This is a genomic window from Shinella sp. GW821-FHT11G07, from assembly GCF_058808115.1.
On the sequence record NZ_JBXARJ010000002.1, the window covers coordinates 332,414 to 347,734 of the forward strand.

Annotated in this window: 9 protein-coding genes; 6 read left to right on the forward strand and 3 right to left on the reverse strand. The window is 64.3% G+C overall.

What is annotated here, in order from left to right:
* Positions 1-200: 200 nt before the first annotated feature.
* Positions 201-1,037, forward strand: a complete 837-nt coding sequence (locus tag AC1RT2_RS05095) for a UDP-2,3-diacylglucosamine diphosphatase (RefSeq protein ID WP_069058562.1) — start codon at positions 201-203, stop codon at positions 1,035-1,037.
* A 107-nt stretch (positions 1,038-1,144) separates the two neighbouring features.
* On the forward strand, positions 1,145-2,362 hold the full coding sequence (locus AC1RT2_RS05100; RefSeq protein WP_493100019.1) for an MFS transporter: 1,218 nt from the start codon (positions 1,145-1,147) through the stop codon (positions 2,360-2,362).
* Here the strand turns inward: AC1RT2_RS05100 and dgcA are convergent.
* On the reverse strand, positions 2,332-3,315 hold the full coding sequence (dgcA, locus tag AC1RT2_RS05105) for an N-acetyl-D-Glu racemase DgcA (RefSeq protein WP_493100021.1): 984 nt from the start codon (positions 3,313-3,315) through the stop codon (positions 2,332-2,334). The genes AC1RT2_RS05100 and dgcA overlap by 31 nt on opposite strands.
* A gap of 97 nt (positions 3,316-3,412) precedes the next feature.
* On the opposite strand from dgcA, the gene AC1RT2_RS05110 reads away from it, so the two are divergent.
* The 4 genes from AC1RT2_RS05110 (at position 3,413) to AC1RT2_RS05125 (ending at position 7,572) form a co-directional block, all read left to right on the forward strand.
* The gene (locus tag AC1RT2_RS05110) at positions 3,413-4,597 is read left to right on the forward strand and encodes an ABC transporter permease (protein WP_493100023.1); all 1,185 of its coding nucleotides are present in this window, start codon (positions 3,413-3,415) and stop codon (positions 4,595-4,597) included.
* An 8-nt stretch (positions 4,598-4,605) separates the two neighbouring features.
* Complete coding sequence (locus AC1RT2_RS05115; RefSeq protein WP_069058565.1) at positions 4,606-5,391, forward strand: ABC transporter ATP-binding protein; 786 nt, start codon at positions 4,606-4,608, stop codon at positions 5,389-5,391.
* Between the two features lie 58 nt (positions 5,392-5,449).
* Complete coding sequence (locus AC1RT2_RS05120) at positions 5,450-6,820, forward strand: MlaD family protein (protein WP_069058566.1); 1,371 nt, start codon at positions 5,450-5,452, stop codon at positions 6,818-6,820.
* A 134-nt stretch (positions 6,821-6,954) separates the two neighbouring features.
* On the forward strand, positions 6,955-7,572 hold the full coding sequence (locus AC1RT2_RS05125; RefSeq protein WP_444797361.1) for an ABC-type transport auxiliary lipoprotein family protein: 618 nt from the start codon (positions 6,955-6,957) through the stop codon (positions 7,570-7,572).
* 157 nt (positions 7,573-7,729) lie between these two features.
* On the opposite strand, the gene AC1RT2_RS05130 is transcribed toward AC1RT2_RS05125, so the two are convergent.
* Together AC1RT2_RS05130 and AC1RT2_RS05135 are read right to left on the reverse strand one after the other, a co-directional pair.
* Complete coding sequence (locus AC1RT2_RS05130) at positions 7,730-8,704, reverse strand: Tim44 domain-containing protein (RefSeq protein WP_493100026.1); 975 nt, start codon at positions 8,702-8,704, stop codon at positions 7,730-7,732.
* A gap of 243 nt (positions 8,705-8,947) precedes the next feature.
* Positions 8,948-15,289: an apolipoprotein A-IV repeat region-like domain-containing protein gene (locus tag AC1RT2_RS05135; RefSeq protein WP_493100028.1), complete on the reverse strand. Its 6,342-nt coding sequence runs from the start codon at positions 15,287-15,289 to the stop codon at positions 8,948-8,950.
* Positions 15,290-15,321: the final 32 nt, after the last annotated feature.

Sequence of the window (15,321 nt, forward strand, 5' to 3'; positions counted from 1 at the left end):
ATTCCTGACACGAAACCGCCGCGACGTGAAGTTTTCGGAACCTTCCATAAAGCCGCATTCATCGACCGGTGCAATGCCTATTTGCGGATCGAAAAGGCATAGGTGTGTCATCAATCTGAAACAGGACTCTGGTTTTCAACTGTATCAAAGCCGCCCTTTATCACGATCATCGCGGCGGCCGGCCACCCGGAGAACCACGCATGACTGTGACCCCCGCTGACCCGAACATTCGCTACTTCCGTACGCTGTTCATCTCGGACGTGCATCTGGGATCGAAGGCAGCCAAGGCGGACTTCCTGATCGACTTCCTGCGGCATCATGAAGCGGAGACGATCGTGCTCGTCGGCGACATCGTCGATGGCTGGCGCCTGAAGCGCAACTGGTACTGGCCGCAGGCCTTCAACGACGTGACGCAGAAGCTGCTGCGCAAGGCGCGCAAGGGCACGCGCATCATCTACATCCCCGGTAACCACGACGAATTCCTGCGCGAGTTCCCGGGCACCCATTTCGGTGGCGTCGAGGTGGCCGAGCGCATCATCCATGAAGCGGCCGACGGCAAGCGCTACCTCGTGCTGCATGGCGACGAATTCGACGTCGTCGTGCGCCATGCCCGTGTTGTCGCCTATCTCGGCGACTGGGCCTATGATGCGGCCATCGCCATCAACGTCGTCTTCGCCGCCATCCGCCGCCGGCTCGGCCTGCCATACTGGTCCTTCTCATCCTGGGCCAAGCAGCAGGTGAAATCGGCCGTGAATTTCATCGGCGAGTTCCAGAAGGTCGTCGTCGAAGAGGCGCGGCGTAACGACGCCGATGGCGTTATCTGCGGCCATATCCACCACGCCGTCATCACCGAGATCGACGGCATCCGCTACATCAACAGCGGCGACTGGGTGGAGAGCTGCACGGCGATCGCCGAGCACCATGATGGCGAGATGGAGCTGATCACCTGGCAGAAGCTCGCAACGACGCCTGCCGAGGTGGTTCCGGTGTCGCGCCAGATGCTGGCGATCGAGGCCCGCGAGTCGGAAGCCGCATAGCCGGCTTTCACAAATTTGGCATGGTCGGCAAAGGGCAGAAATAGCGGATTGGCGTACGTACGTCGGCGTGCTAGAGCCGAGGGCGTTCCAACGCAGGTTCCCCGCCAATGACCGCCCCTTCCGGGTTTTCCGTGACCACCGGCGCGCCGCCGTTCTTCGCCGCGCGTATTGCCCTCGTTTTCTGTGCGCCGATGATGGTCAACGGCATTGCGCTGCCGTTCTTTCCTGTCTGGCTGGAAACGCTGAAGATGAGCGATTTCCAGATCGGTATCGTGCTCGCCGTGCCGATGTTCGTACGCATCTTCACCGCACCCATTGCCGGTGTGGTGGCTGACCGGATCGGCGAGCGGTCGATTGTGCTCATCTGGTCGGGGTTGCTGTCTCTGCTGACGGCGGTGGCACTGTTTGCGACGGGGTCTTTCTGGCCCGTTCTGCTGCTTTATACCCTACAGGGTGCGGTCTACTCACCATACGTCCCGATCACCGAGGCGATTATGCTTTCCGGTGTGCGCCGCTGGAATTTCGATTATGGCAGGATGCGCCTCTGGGGCTCGCTCGCTTTCATTCTGGCGACGATGACCGGCGGCTGGCTTGCCGGCCTCTATGGCGGTGACATGGTGCTGCCGGCGATGGCGGCTGCCTTCGTGTTGACGGTGCTCGGCGCGATGATCGCGCCCCGGATCGGCAAGCCGCGCCGGCCTTCCCCGATATCGGCGATCGCGACGATGCCGACGAAAAGCACGCTGCGCCAGCGGGATGTGCAGTTCATGCTGATCGGTGTCTCCCTCGTCAACGCCAGCCACGCCATGCTTTTCGCCTTCTCGGCGATCTACTGGCAGAAGATGGGTTTCAGCGGCGTGGATGTCGGCATCCTGTGGAGTGCGGGCGTGCTTGCGGAGGTGGTGTTCTTCCTGTTTGCCGTCCAGCTGAGGCAGCGCTTCAATCTGTGGTCGATGATGATCGTCGGCGGCGGCGTGGCCGTCGCGCGCTGGATTCTCTTTCCGATGGAGATGTCTTTCGCTGGCTACTTTGTGCTGCAATGCCTGCACGCCTTCACCTACGCGCTCATCCACATGAGTGCGCAGAGCCGGCTCGTGGAGCGTGTGGCAGAAGAACAGGAGGCGGCCGCACAGGGGCTCTACTTCTTCTACACCGGTATGTTCACCGCGATTGCGACGTTCGTCTCCGGCTATACGTTCAGCTGGTACGGCGTTCAGGGTTTTTACCTGATGTCGCTCGTCGCCGCGGCCGGCCTCGTCGCCATCATTGCCGGCCGGGTCGTCGCGCCCCGCGCTCAGCCCCAAAGGGCGGCTTCTGGCGGGTAGACTGTAGAACCCTTATACTGAAGGCCGGGCTCGCGGTCGCGGGCAAGCAGCAGCGGCCCGTCGAGATCGACGAAATCGGCGCCCTGTGCGAGCAGCACGGCCGGCGCCATGCCGAGCGAGGTGCCGACCATGCAGCCCACCATGATCTTCAGGTCGTGCTCCTTGGCCATCTCACGCAGCATCAGCGCTTCCGTGAGCCCGCCGGCCTTGTCGAGCTTGATGTTGATCGCGTCATAACGATCGGCGAGTTTTGCCACATCCGCCGCCCGGTGCACGCTCTCGTCGGCGCAGACGAGGATGGGGCGGGCATGGTCGCGGAGCGCCGAATCATTATCGGCCGGAAGTGGTTGTTCCACCAGCGCAATGCGCGCCTCGGCGCAGATCAAGAAATGATAGGCGAGGTTTTCCGGCGTCCAGCCTTCGTTGGCATCGAGGATGATGGCGCTTTCCGGCGCCCCGGCGCGGACCGCACGGATGCGTTCGGCGTCGTCGGCGGTGCCGACCTTGACCTTCAGCAGCGGACGCCACGCATGTTCCGCCGCCTGGCGCTGCATCGCCTCCGGTTCGCCGAGCGAGAGCGTATAGGCGGTGATGAGTTTTTGCGGAGCGGCCGTGTTGATGACCTGCCAGGTCGGCACGCCGGACAGCTTTGCTTCGAGATCCCACAGCGCGCAATCCAGCGCATTGCGGGCTGCGCCCGCCGGCATCAGGTTGGCAAGGTCCTCGCGGCCGATGCCGTCTTCGATGGCGCCGCGCATCTCCTCTATGGCGGCCAGCACGCTGGCGACCGATTCGCCGTAGCGGCCGTAGGGCACGCATTCGCCGCGCCCTGTCAGCCCCGAAGCGCCGATCGTGCAGGTCACCACCTCGGCCGTCGTCTTGGCACCGCGCGAAATCGTGAAAGCCCCGGCAATCGGAAAGCTTTCGGGGGTGGCAAGAAGGGTTCGGTGCATCATGTCGATCCTGGCGGGCCTGAAAAAATCGAGGCGGGACGGGGCTTTTACCGGTTCGTTCGGTGACAGATGGCCGGCGAGCCGATAAGACAGGCGCATGTTGTCCCAAGCACGGGAAGATGCAAGAGATTTGACCGCCGCCAGCCCCTCAGCCGAAATCGTGACCGAAAGCCTGTCGGGCAAGGACGGAGAGATCTGGCGTCTCTCCGGCCATTGGGTGAACGTGACCGCGGTCGCCGCCAGCAAACGGTTGGCCGAGGTCGCCCGCAAAAACGGCGCCTCCCTTGAAATCGACCTCAGCGGTATTGCCGAAATGGACACGGCCGGCGCTTGGCTGTTGCGCCGGGCGATCACCGAGCGGCAGGCCGGTGGCAGCGAGGTGAGCGTCACCGACCGCCAGGGCGCGCACTATGCTGATCTGATCGCCGCGTTGCCCGAAAAGCTTGCCGAACCGCGTGAGGAGAAGGGGCCACCCGCCTCGCGCTTCGAGCGCATCTTCGCGCCGATCGGCCGCGCCATGATGGACGTCTGGGACGATGCGGTTGCCGCCATGTTCATTCTCGGCTCGGCTGTGCGCGGTGCGCAGCTGAAGCTCGGGCGCCAGAGTGGCCTGTCACCCGCGGCAATCGTCCACCAGATCGACCGCATGGGCGTGCGCGCCGTGCCGATCATTCTCCTGATGTCCTTCCTGATCGGCGCGATCATCGCCCAGCAGGGCGCCTTCCAGCTGCGTTACTTCGGCGCCGAAGTTTTTGTCGTCGATCTCGTTGGCATTCTCCAGCTCCGTGAAATCGGCGTGCTGCTGACCGCCATCATGATCGCCGGCCGCTCCGGCAGCGCGATCACCGCCGAAATCGGCTCGATGAAGATGCGCGAAGAGATCGACGCGCTGAAGGTCATGGGGTTGAGCCCGATCGGCGTGCTGGTGTTTCCGCGCCTCGTAGCGCTCACCGTGGCATTGCCGCTGCTCACCATCATTGCCAATTTCGCGGCACTGTTCGGAGCCGCCGCGGTCGCCTGGTCCTATTCCGGCATCACCTTCGACACGTTCCTGTCGCGGCTTCGCGAGGCGATCGACCTTTCGACGATCGTCTCGGGCATGATCAAGGCGCCGTTCATGGCGCTGATCATCGGCATCGTCGCCTCCGTGGAGGGGCTGAAGGTCGGCGGCAGTGCCGAATCACTTGGCCGCCACGTCACAGCCTCCGTCGTGAAGTCGATTTTCGTCGTCATCCTCGTCGATGGCCTCTTCGCCATGTTCTACGCCGCAATCGACTTCTAGGGATACTCATGGATTCGACTTCGGCAAAACAGGACAACGTGGTGCTCTCGGTCAAGGATCTGACCGTCGGCTTCGGCAGCAACATCGTGCTCGACAAGCTCAACCTCGATATCTACCGCGGCGAGATCCTCGGCTTCGTCGGTGCGTCCGGCACCGGCAAGTCGGTGCTGATGCGCACGGTGCTGCGGCTTCTGTCGCGCCGATCCGGCGCGATCCGCATCTTCGACACGGATTTTGATAAGGCGAGCGAGGCGGAGCGCCTGGCGCTCGATATGAAGCTCGGGGTGCTCTTCCAGCATGGCGCGCTGTTCTCCGCGCTGACGGTGAAGGAGAACATCCAGGTGCCGATGCGCGAATATCTCGACCTGCCGCAGGCGATGATGGACGAGCTGGCGCGCCTGAAGATCGAGCTGGTCGGCCTTGCGCCCGAAGCGGCGGACAAGTTCCCTTCCGAGCTTTCCGGCGGCATGATCAAGCGTGCAGCGCTGGCGCGCGCGCTGGCGCTCGATCCGGCGCTGGTCTTCCTCGATGAGCCGACCTCGGGCCTCGACCCGATCGGTGCGGCCGAATTCGATGAGCTAATCGCCAAACTGCGCGACACCCTCGGACTGACCGTGTATATGGTGACTCACGACCTCGACAGCCTGTTTTCGGTATGCGACCGCATCGCCGTCCTCGGGCAGAAGAAGGTTCTGGTTGAAGGCACGATCGAGGACATGCTGGCCTTTGACGATCCGTGGGTGCAGTCCTATTTCCGGGGCAAGCGTGCACGGTCGATCGTGCGGAAGACGTAAGGAGCATCCGGGCCTCTTGGTCCCGGCGGATGGAATTGCGAGCGGGATAGCCTGAAGCATGGAAACGAAAGCCAATTACGCCCTCGTCGGTTTCTTTACTGTGCTGGTCATGGCCGCCGCCTTCGGCTTCGTCTATTGGATGTCGCAATATGGTCGCGGCGGTGAGATGGCGCAGCTTGCCATCCGCATTCCCGGTTCGGCGAACGGCCTTTCCGTCGGTTCGCCGGTGCGTTTCAACGGCATCCCCGTCGGCTCCGTGCGCAGCCTTGCCATCGATGCCAAGGATCCGCTTTTCTCCGTCGCCATGACGGAGGTCTCGACCTCCGCACCGGTCAAGCAGTCCACCAAGGCCGTGCTCGAAGTGCAGGGCCTGACGGGTGCTGCCTATATCGAGCTTTCCGGCGGTAGCGCGAACGACCAGAACATCCTTCGCCAGGCCTTCGATACCGAAACGCCGGCGGTGCTTCAGGCCGAGCAGTCCAGCGTGACGAACATTCTTTCGACCGCCGACAAGATCTTGAAGCGGGCAGACACCGCGATCACCGACATCCAGGGCTTTGTCGCGGACGCACGCGGCCCGCTCACCAACACGATCCGCAATGCCGATCAGTTTTCGGGCTCGCTTGCCCGCAACGGCGAGAAAATCGACGAATTCCTGCAAAGCGTCGGCGGCCTGTCGGAGACCTTCACGAACCTGTCCAGCCGCCTGGACACGGTGCTCGCATCGGTCGACGATCTCATCAAGGCGGTCGATCCGAAGAAGGTCGAGGACTTCGTCAGCAATGTCGACAAGGTCAGCAAGGATATCGCATCGGCCTCGGGCGACATCAAGACGACCGTCGAAGGCTTCCGCAAGACGGCCGAGACCTTCGACACCTTCGGCAAGCGGGCAACGGCGACGCTCGACAAGGTCGATAGCCTTGTCGCGGTCGTTGATACGCAGAAGGTCGGCGGGGCGATCGACAACATTTCCGTGGCGACGGCGGATGCGCGCAAGGCGATTGCCTCCGTCACCGGCGTTGCCAACAGCATCGGCGAGCGCAAAGAGGACATCGACCAGATCATCACCGACGTGCAGCAGATGAGCAACAAGTTGAACGCCGCCTCGTCGCGGGTCGATGGCGTGCTGGCAAAGCTCGACGGCTTCCTGGGCGAGGGTGATTCCGAATCACTGTTCGCCGAAGCCAAGGCAACGCTGCAGTCGATCAAGCAGGCCGCCGATACGCTGAATGGCCGAATCGGACCGATCGCCGACGGGATCCAGCGATTCTCCGGCTCCGGCCTGCGGGATGTCGAGGCGCTGGTGCTCGATACACGTCGGACAATCCAGAATCTCGACAGTGCGATCTCCGGTTTCGAGCGCAATCCGCAGCGCCTGCTGTTCGGCGGCGAGACGGTCAAGCAGTATGACGGCCGCACCCGGCGGTGATCCAGCCGGGAAGTGTGGCCCTATCTCCACAATGGTTAACGGCTGGAGGTCGGACGTGACTTTGTCCGCTCCCGCAACCGTGACAGCATGCCGTGCCGCTGCTACACATCTGGGCACAAGGGTTTGAGGACGACATGACGGTATCGGGTATGGAGTTGTTGCGGAACGGGACTGTGGTGCGTGCCGCGTTCATCGCCGTACTGGCAGCAACGCTCGCCGCGTGCGGCAGCACACAGGCCAAGAACGACACGTTCAGCCTGTCCACCGTGGCATCCGTCGAAGGGCCATCCGCCAAGAACCGGCAGATTCTCGTGCCACAGCCCTCGGCGCTGAAGGCGCTCGACAGCGAACAGATCGTCATCCGCCCGTCGCCTTCGGAGATCCAGTATCTCGCCCAGGCGCAATGGAGCGACAGCCTGAGCAAGATGGTGCAGGCCAAGCTGGTTCAGGCCTTCGAGAACACCGGACGGGTTGGCGGCGTGGGACGGCCGGGCGAGGGGCTTGCGATCGATTACCAGATCGCCACCGATATCCGCTCGTTCGAGGTGCAGACTTCCGGCGGGAATACGGCCGTGGTGGAAATTTCCGCAAAGCTGCTCAATGATCGCAATGGCACGGTGCGGGCGCAGAAGGTGTTTCGCGCGACGGTGCCAGTGAACGGATCCGGCAGCACGGCTTTTGTGAAGGGGCTTGATGCGGCCTTTGCCGCGGTCACCGCCGATATCGTCGGCTGGACGCTGAGCTCGATCTGATCAACCAAAGCTCTCGAGCATTTCTGCTTTTCTCCGAATCGCGAAAACGCTCTGACTTTTTGTTTTCGCGAAATTCCGGACGCAAAACCGCTACGCACTTTTGCTGGAATTGCTTTAGAGGCCGTGGGCTGCTGTCGCAGCGCACGGCCTTGTCGTGTCAGGCGTTCTGCACACCCTGGATGGCCGAGACCTTCCACTCGCCGCCATCGCGGCGCACGAAGGTCCAGATTTCGACGGCTTCCGTGAGATTGTCCGGATCGCCGGAAACGACCTGGCCGGTAGAGCGGTCGCGCATCACGTCGATGCTTTCGTAGCGCATGGCAACGGTGGCGTATTCGTCCGCACCCTCGCGCCAGGCTTCGGCGACGTCGCCCTGCACCAGATGGATGTCGCGCACTTCGTTTCTCAGGCCCTGCGTGGCGTTGTCGCTGAGCTCTTCCGCGAGATAGGACATGGCTTCCGGCGTGGTGATCTGGCGCAGCGTGCGGAAATCTTCCGTTGCATAGGCCGCCTGCACTTCCTTGAGCATGCTTTCGAACTGCTCGAGGTCGCCTTGCTGGATGCCGATCTCGTCACCGGACTTCAGCTGCGGTGTTGCCTGACGGCTACCGCCGCCGATGCGCGGGATTTGGAAATCCGATCCACCGTTTTGTGGATGGGCGTTGCGCTGGGCACCGGCGCCTGCATAGGCAGGTGCGTTTCTCTGCGCGAACATGCGGCGCAGCAACAGGAAGGCACCGGCGATCAGCAGGACCTGCAGGATCAGGCCAAGGAAGCCGATGCCGCCGCCAAGCCCGGAGCCGAGCAGCATGCCGACGAGGCCGCCGAGCATCAGGCCACCGAGAAGCCTGCCGCCGAAGCCGCCAAAGAGGCCTGGGCGCGGATTGGTGGCCGTCGTGTTGCGGCCTGCGGACGGCTGGGCCGACTGCTGGCGGGTCATCGTGCGGTCAATCGGCTGGGCATCGGTCGGCGCGGCGCGCGTGGTCGACGGCGTGGTAAAGGTGCGGGTACCTCGGCTGCCGAAACCACTGCCGGCGCGGCGGGCTTCCGCCACGTCCACCAGCGTCATCATCACCATCAGCGCCATTGCCAGCATTGCCAGCCCGCGCCCAAATCCCTGTATCAAAATCATTTTCGTCACTCTCTCCCATGCGTGTTCCGGCATATCGAACCGCATATAGAGGGTAAGAGGGCGGATTATAAGGTTTCGCATGTCGAAAAGAGGAAAGTGGGACAATGTGCGCCGCTGCCGGGCGGGATTGGCCCGGTAACGAGGCCTGCTACTCTCCTTGCGTCTCCATTCCCTTGGCTTGCGAGCCCCCAAAATAAAACGGCCGCCTTGTGGCGGCCGTTTTCGGTTCGGTTTCCAGTCCGCTTAGCTGAAGCGGCCCGCGGCATGCGCCAGCATGGTGTAGACCTTGCCGGTATCCGAGGTGAGGTAGGTCTGTGTCATCGCCTTGTCGCGGTCGTTGCGGGCGACGTCGGCGAGCAGCTTTTCGAAGTCCGCGATGTAGCGGTCGACGGCGGTCCGGAATTCCGGCTCGCGCTCATACTTGCGCTTGATCTCGTCAAACGTCTGCTGGCCCTTCAGCGTGTAGAGACGGCGCGTGAAGACGTCGCGCTCACCGCGCTGGTAGCGCCGCCACAGGTCGACCGAGGCGTCGTGATCGATGGCCCGGGCGATATCGACCGAGAGCGAGTTCAGCGATTCGACGACATGGCGCGGGTTGCGGGTGTCGGCCGGGCGAGCTGTCTGGCCTTCGCCGCGCGGCTGGGCGAACTGCGCTTCCTCTCGCGAGACGGCGCCGCGCAGGAGATCGCGCATCCAGCCGCCTTCGCCGGCCGCCTTGCTGTCGCCTTCGGCGGGCAGGGGCTGCGCGCGCTGCGGCACGGTGGCTGTCGCGGCCCGCTCAAGGCCGAGGCTACCGCGCAACGGCGGTGTTGCCTCTTCGCGGACAGGCTCCACACGGGCCTGCTGCACCGGCTGCTGAACAACGGTTGCCTGCACGGCCGGGCGGGAGATTTCCAGCGCCGAGGAGGACTTGCCGATGATGTCGGAAAGATCCTGCAGGGCCTTGATCTGCTCGCTGACGGCGCGACGCATCTGGGCGGCGTTTTCCTTGGCTTCTTCCGGCAGATCGAACGCACCGCGCTTCAGTTCGCCACGGGTCTGGTCGAGTTCCTTGCGGATCTCGGTGGCGGCACGGCGGATTTCCTCGGTCGCACCGGAGAATTTGCCGACGGCTTCCTCGACCGCTTCGCGCATCGCATCGCGCATGACGGCCGTGGCGGTTTCGGACTTCTTGCCGGATTCGGTGAGCAGGCGGTCGACGTCGGAGAGCGAGGCGCCGACGCTGCCGCGCAGGCGGTTCGCCACTTCCTTCGTCCGCTCCTCGGCGCGCACGAAGGCGCCTTCGACGGACTGGCCCGCTTCTTCACCGGCCTTGACCAGCGAATCGCGCAGCGTGTTCGCGGCGGCTTCGGCGCGCTTCTCGGTGTCGCCGAGGATGCGGCCGACTTCGGCGAACGAGTTCTGGATGCCGCCGCGCAGATTGCCGGCGATCAGGTTCGAGCGCTCTTCGGCGCGGCTGAAGGCGCCCTCGACCATGCCTTCGAGCGACTGCATCGTCTTCTCGATCTCTTCCGAACGCTGCACCAGACCGATGGACAGCGAGCGCAATGCATCCTGACGCTCTTCCAGCGTCGAGACGAGGTTCGACTGGGCGGCGGCGAGCAGGTCGGAGGCCTGGGCCAGGATCTTCGAGTGATCCTCGAAGCGCCCGACGATACCGCCGATCTGCGAGAGCGTGCCGGCCGAAATATCGGAGAGGCGATCGACCTTGCCTTCCAGCAGGCGCGAGGTGGTAGAGACCATGTCGGAGGCGCGCTCGGCGGAGGTATTGAAGCGCTCGGCCGTGCTCGTCAAGCGACCGTCGATGGCACCGAGCGTCTGGCTGGCGGCATCGACCAGGCCGGAGATCGCGCCGTTGCTTTCCGACAGACGGGCAATCAGGCTTTCGACATTTGCCTGAAGGCCGTCTTCGATCGCGCGCATCGTGCCGGCAGCTTCTTCCGTCCGTGCCGAGATTGCAGCGAGCGTATCGGAGGTGCGGGCCGAGATTGCGTTGATGAGCGCGGCATTCTCGTTGCGCAGGCGATCGGCGCTTTCGCGGGCGACGCCGCTGATGCGCTCGGCGGCTTCCCGGCCGGCAGCAGCATAGTCGTCGATGACCGGGCGGGCTTCCTCGTTGATCAGGCGCGACAGTTCTTCCGTGCGGATGGCGAGCATCGAGTTGAGTTCGCGGGTGCGATCGTCGAGCGTCGAGCGGATGGAGGCGCCACGCGCTTCCAGTGCCTTTTCGACGTCACCCAGGCCCGCGCGCAGCGACTGCGCCTGGTTGGCGAGACGGCCTTCCGTTTCTTCGAAGCGGGCGACGGCAGAGGTGGTGGTTTCCTCGACGGCGCGGGTAAATGCTTCATTGCGGGCGGACAGGTTGTCAGCGAATTCCTCGCCGGTGCGGGCGATGTTTTCCGCGACGCGCTGGGCTTCCACGCCCATGTCCTGCGCTGCACGGGAGACGGCACCGCGCAGCGACGTGCTGAGGTGTGCGAATTCCTCACCGGTTTTGGCGAGCGACTGAGCCGAACGGATCGCTTCGGCATCCATGTCCTGGGCGGCCTGCGAAACGGCGTCGCGCAGCGTCTGGGCGAGCCCGGCAGCCTTGCCGTCGATGGTGCGGTTGACGCTGTCGAGACCGATGGTGAGCGCCCGGTCCATCGTGCCAAGGCGTTCCTCGATGCGGCCGGTCTTCTCGTCGATGGTCGCGGCGATACGATCGGCGGCTTCGCCGGAAATGCGTTCGATATCGCCGGTCCGGCTGACAAGCGTTCCGTCGATGCGGTCTGTCGCTTCCCCGGTGACGCGGGCGATCTGCCCGGCGCCCTCTGCAAGGGTGCCGCCGATGCGTTCTGCGGCTTCGCCGGTGACACGGGTGATCTGACCGGTGCGCTCCGCAAGGGTATTCCCGATGCGCTCCACGGCTTCACCGGAGATGCGGGCGATCTGGCTGGCGCGCTCTCCGAGGGTGACATCAATGCGTTCTGCGGCTTCACCGGAGACGCGCGTGATGTGGGCCGCGTGCTCAGTGAGGGTGCCGTCGATGCGTTCTGCGGCTTCGCCTGAAATGCGGGCGAACTGGCCGGCATGCTCGGTGAGGGTACCGCCGATGCGCTCCGCGGCCTCGCCGGAGATGCGGGTGATCTGGCCCGCGTGCTCTGTGAGGGTGCCGTCGATACGTTCCGCTGCTTCGCCGGTGACGCGGGCGATCTGGCCTGCACGCTTTGCAAGCGTGCCGTCGATGCGCTCGGCAGCTTCGCTGGCAATGCGTTCGATCTGGGTGGCGCGTTCGGCGAGCGTGCCATCGATGCGCTGGGCGGCCTCGCCCGTCACGCGTTCGATATCATCGAGGCGGCCGGAAAGGGCGCCTTCGATACGATCTGCGGCGCTGGTGCTGACGCGCTCGATATCGGTGATGCGCCCCGAAAGCGCGCCTTCGATACGCTCGGCTGCATCCGCACTGACGCGTTCGATGTCGCCGACACGACCGGAAAGTGCGGCGGCGATGCGGGCCGTCGTCTCGTCACCGATACGGTCGACTTCGGCGATCGGGCGGGAGAGGGCGTCGGAGACGCGCAGCGACACGTCGCTGCCCACGCGATCGAGGTCGGCAAGCCGTTCCGACAGGGTGTCGGAGATACGGGCGGCGGCGGTGTCGACGATGCCTGACACGTTCTCGACGCTGTGTTCGATGCGGGCTTCCAGCTTGCCGAGATTTTCCTCGAGCTTGCTGCCGGTCGTGTCGAAGCGGGTGGCGACGCTGTCGACCGTCTGCTCCATGCGCGCGCCGAAGGCGTTGGCGGCTTCAGCGATCTTGGACGAGGTCTCGCCGAGACGTTCGGCAACGGCACCGGCACTTTCCCGCACACGGTGGTCGAGCAGGGCGGCGCTGCCGTCGATCGTGCGGCGCAACGTTTCCTCATGCTGTTCCAGCGTCATTTCCAGCATGCCGGCGCTGGTGGCGATCGAGGTGCCGATGTTGGTCGCCTGATCGTTGAGCGTTTCGGTGAGCTGGTTGCGGCCGTCGGTGATCGCCAGGTTGATGGCGTTGATGCGATCGTCGAGTGTGGCGCGGATCTGTTCATGGGTAGAGACAAGCGAGCCGGCAAGTTCCGAGGCGCGGCCGGACAGGGCTTCGGCGATCTCGGCGGCACGGCCGGAGAAGGCATCGGCGAATTCCGTGGCCTGACCGTGCAGAACGCCGCCAAGCTGCTGGCTGCCTTCGGTGAGCACGTTTTCGACGCGGTTCGCGGCGGTATCGATGGCCGACAGCATGGAGCCGGCACTGTTGGAGAGCACCGAGGCGAGGTTTGCCGTGCGGCCGGTGATGACCTCGTCGATCTGGCGGGCGGCACCCGTCAGCGCGGTCTCGACGCGGTTCGCGGCCGAACCGACCGAGTGCTCCAGCTGGCTGCCGGTCTCGTTCAGCATGGACGACAGGGCGGCGGTGCGCTCGGAAAGCGCGCTGTCGATGCGGTTGTGGCTGGCGGCAATCGTCGAGGTGATCTCGTCGGCCCGCGCGCCGAGTGTCTCTTCCATGCGGGCCTGCGCGGCCTGGATATCGTCGGCGATCGTCGCACCGCGGGAATCCAGCACCTGCGTCAGGCGACGTTCGCTGCCGGCGATGCTTTCGACCAATGCCTGGCTGCGGGCGCCGAGCGCCTCTTCCATGCGGGCCTGCGCGGCTTCGATGTCGGTGGCGATGGCCGTGCCGCGGGAATCGAGTGCTTCCGTCAGGCGGCGTTCGCTGCCCGAAACGCTCTCGGCCAGCGCATCGGCGCGCACGCCAAAACCACTTTCGATGCGGTTCTGGACGTCGGCGAGCCCGCCGAGAAGCGTCGAGGACTTTTCCGAAAGAAGGGATGTCATGCGCTCATGGGCGCTGCTCGCCGCATTGCTGATTGCATCCGCGTGGCCGGTAACGGCGCTCTCGAAGAGTTCCTGGCCGGTTCCAAGGCTGGTGGCGAGCGCGAAGGACTGGTCGGTCAGCGTGTTGTCGAGGCGCTCGATGCTGGAGGTCAGGATGCCGTCGATCGAGTCGCGGCCGCTTGCGACGGTCTCGTTGATGCGGGCGAGGCTTTCCATCAGCTTGGAATCGAGCGAGCCGGCGCGCTGGTCGAAGGCCTGGGTGAATTCCTCCACGCGCTGGTCGAAGGCGCCGGCGATCTGGCCCACGGTCGTCTGCATGCGCTCGTCGAAGAAGCCCGTACGGAGGTCGAGATCCATGACCGTGTCGTCGGCCGCATTCTTGAGGCTCTGGCGGAACTGTGCGCCCTTTTCGTCGAGCGCGGCATTCATCGACTGAATGACGTGATCGAGGCCGCTGGTGACCGCGTGCTGGCCAACGGACAGGCTTTCGCTGATTTCGCGGGTGCGGGCAATCAGCGTCTCGTTCAGCTGCTTGGCGCGCTCGTTGAGCGCTGCGTTCAGCTTTTCCGTGTTGGTATCAAGCGAGCTTGCGCGGGTTTCGAACTGCTGAAGCAGATCGCGACCGCGCGAATCGAGGTTCTGGGTGAGCTGGTCCAGACGGGTGTCGAACTCGTTGGCGAGTGCGAGGCCAGACGAGCTGAGCGTCGACAGGAGACTGTCCGTGCGGGCCGACAGCATGGCGCCGATCGTCTGCGTGGCGCTGTCGGATTTTTCCATCAGCATGGCCGCACGGGTGTCGAGCATGGAGGCGAAAGCCTCGCCGGAGGTCGCAAGGCGCTGCGTGATGCTGTCGCCAGCGCTCGCCAGTTCGTCCTTGAGCTGTTCGTGTGCGCCGGAAATGGAGGAACGGACACGCTCGGCGTGGCTGATGATCGCCTCGCGTTCGGAGCCGAGTTCCTGCACCAGCGTGCGCACGCGCATTTCGTTGTCGGAATAGCTGCGTTCGAGCGCGTTGACTTCGGAATGCACCAGGGTCTCGAGCTCGGTCGCACGGGCGATCGTGCGCTCGATGCCTTCGTTCATCGCCGACACTTCGCGGCGCACGGCCTGGCCGACCGACATGATGCGATCGCTGGCGACCGTTTCCGGCTCGGAGAGGCGCAGGGCGACCTCGGCCATGGAGCGGGCGGCGTTGCGCAGTTCGTGGGCACGGGCGATCATGATCGCGAAAGCGAAGAACAGCATGATCGGCATGACGATCGCCACGACCATGCCGATGGCGCCGGGAAGCGCCACGAGATCGGCGATGGAACGGATCTGCCAGATCTGCGGTGCATAAAGCAGGTTCGCGACGCCGAGGCCGCCGATGACCCAGAGGACGGAGGCGAGGACCGCCATGCGGATCGGCGCGCGGCCGGAACGGACGTCGAGCGATTTCAGGATCGCGGCCGGCGTCTTGCGGGAACCGTCGTTGGCGGGAGTGAAGGCCGGCGTCTTCGGGGCTGGCTCGGGGCTCAGGTTGCGTGCTGCTTCGCCTGTTGCCGGGCGGCTTGCAAGCTTCTCCTGCGTCTTGTTTGGTGTGCGGCTTGCGGATTCAGACACATGGGCCTCCGAAGCGTCCTTCTTCGAGGGCGTCTCGGGCGTAAGATCGTCAAAGTCGATTTTCAGTGCTTCTTCGAGGGCCTGGAAGGCCTTTTCGTCGATCGACTCGATAGACTTGTTCGTCGCCATGCGGATACGCCTCGTTACCATGTCCAGGATCG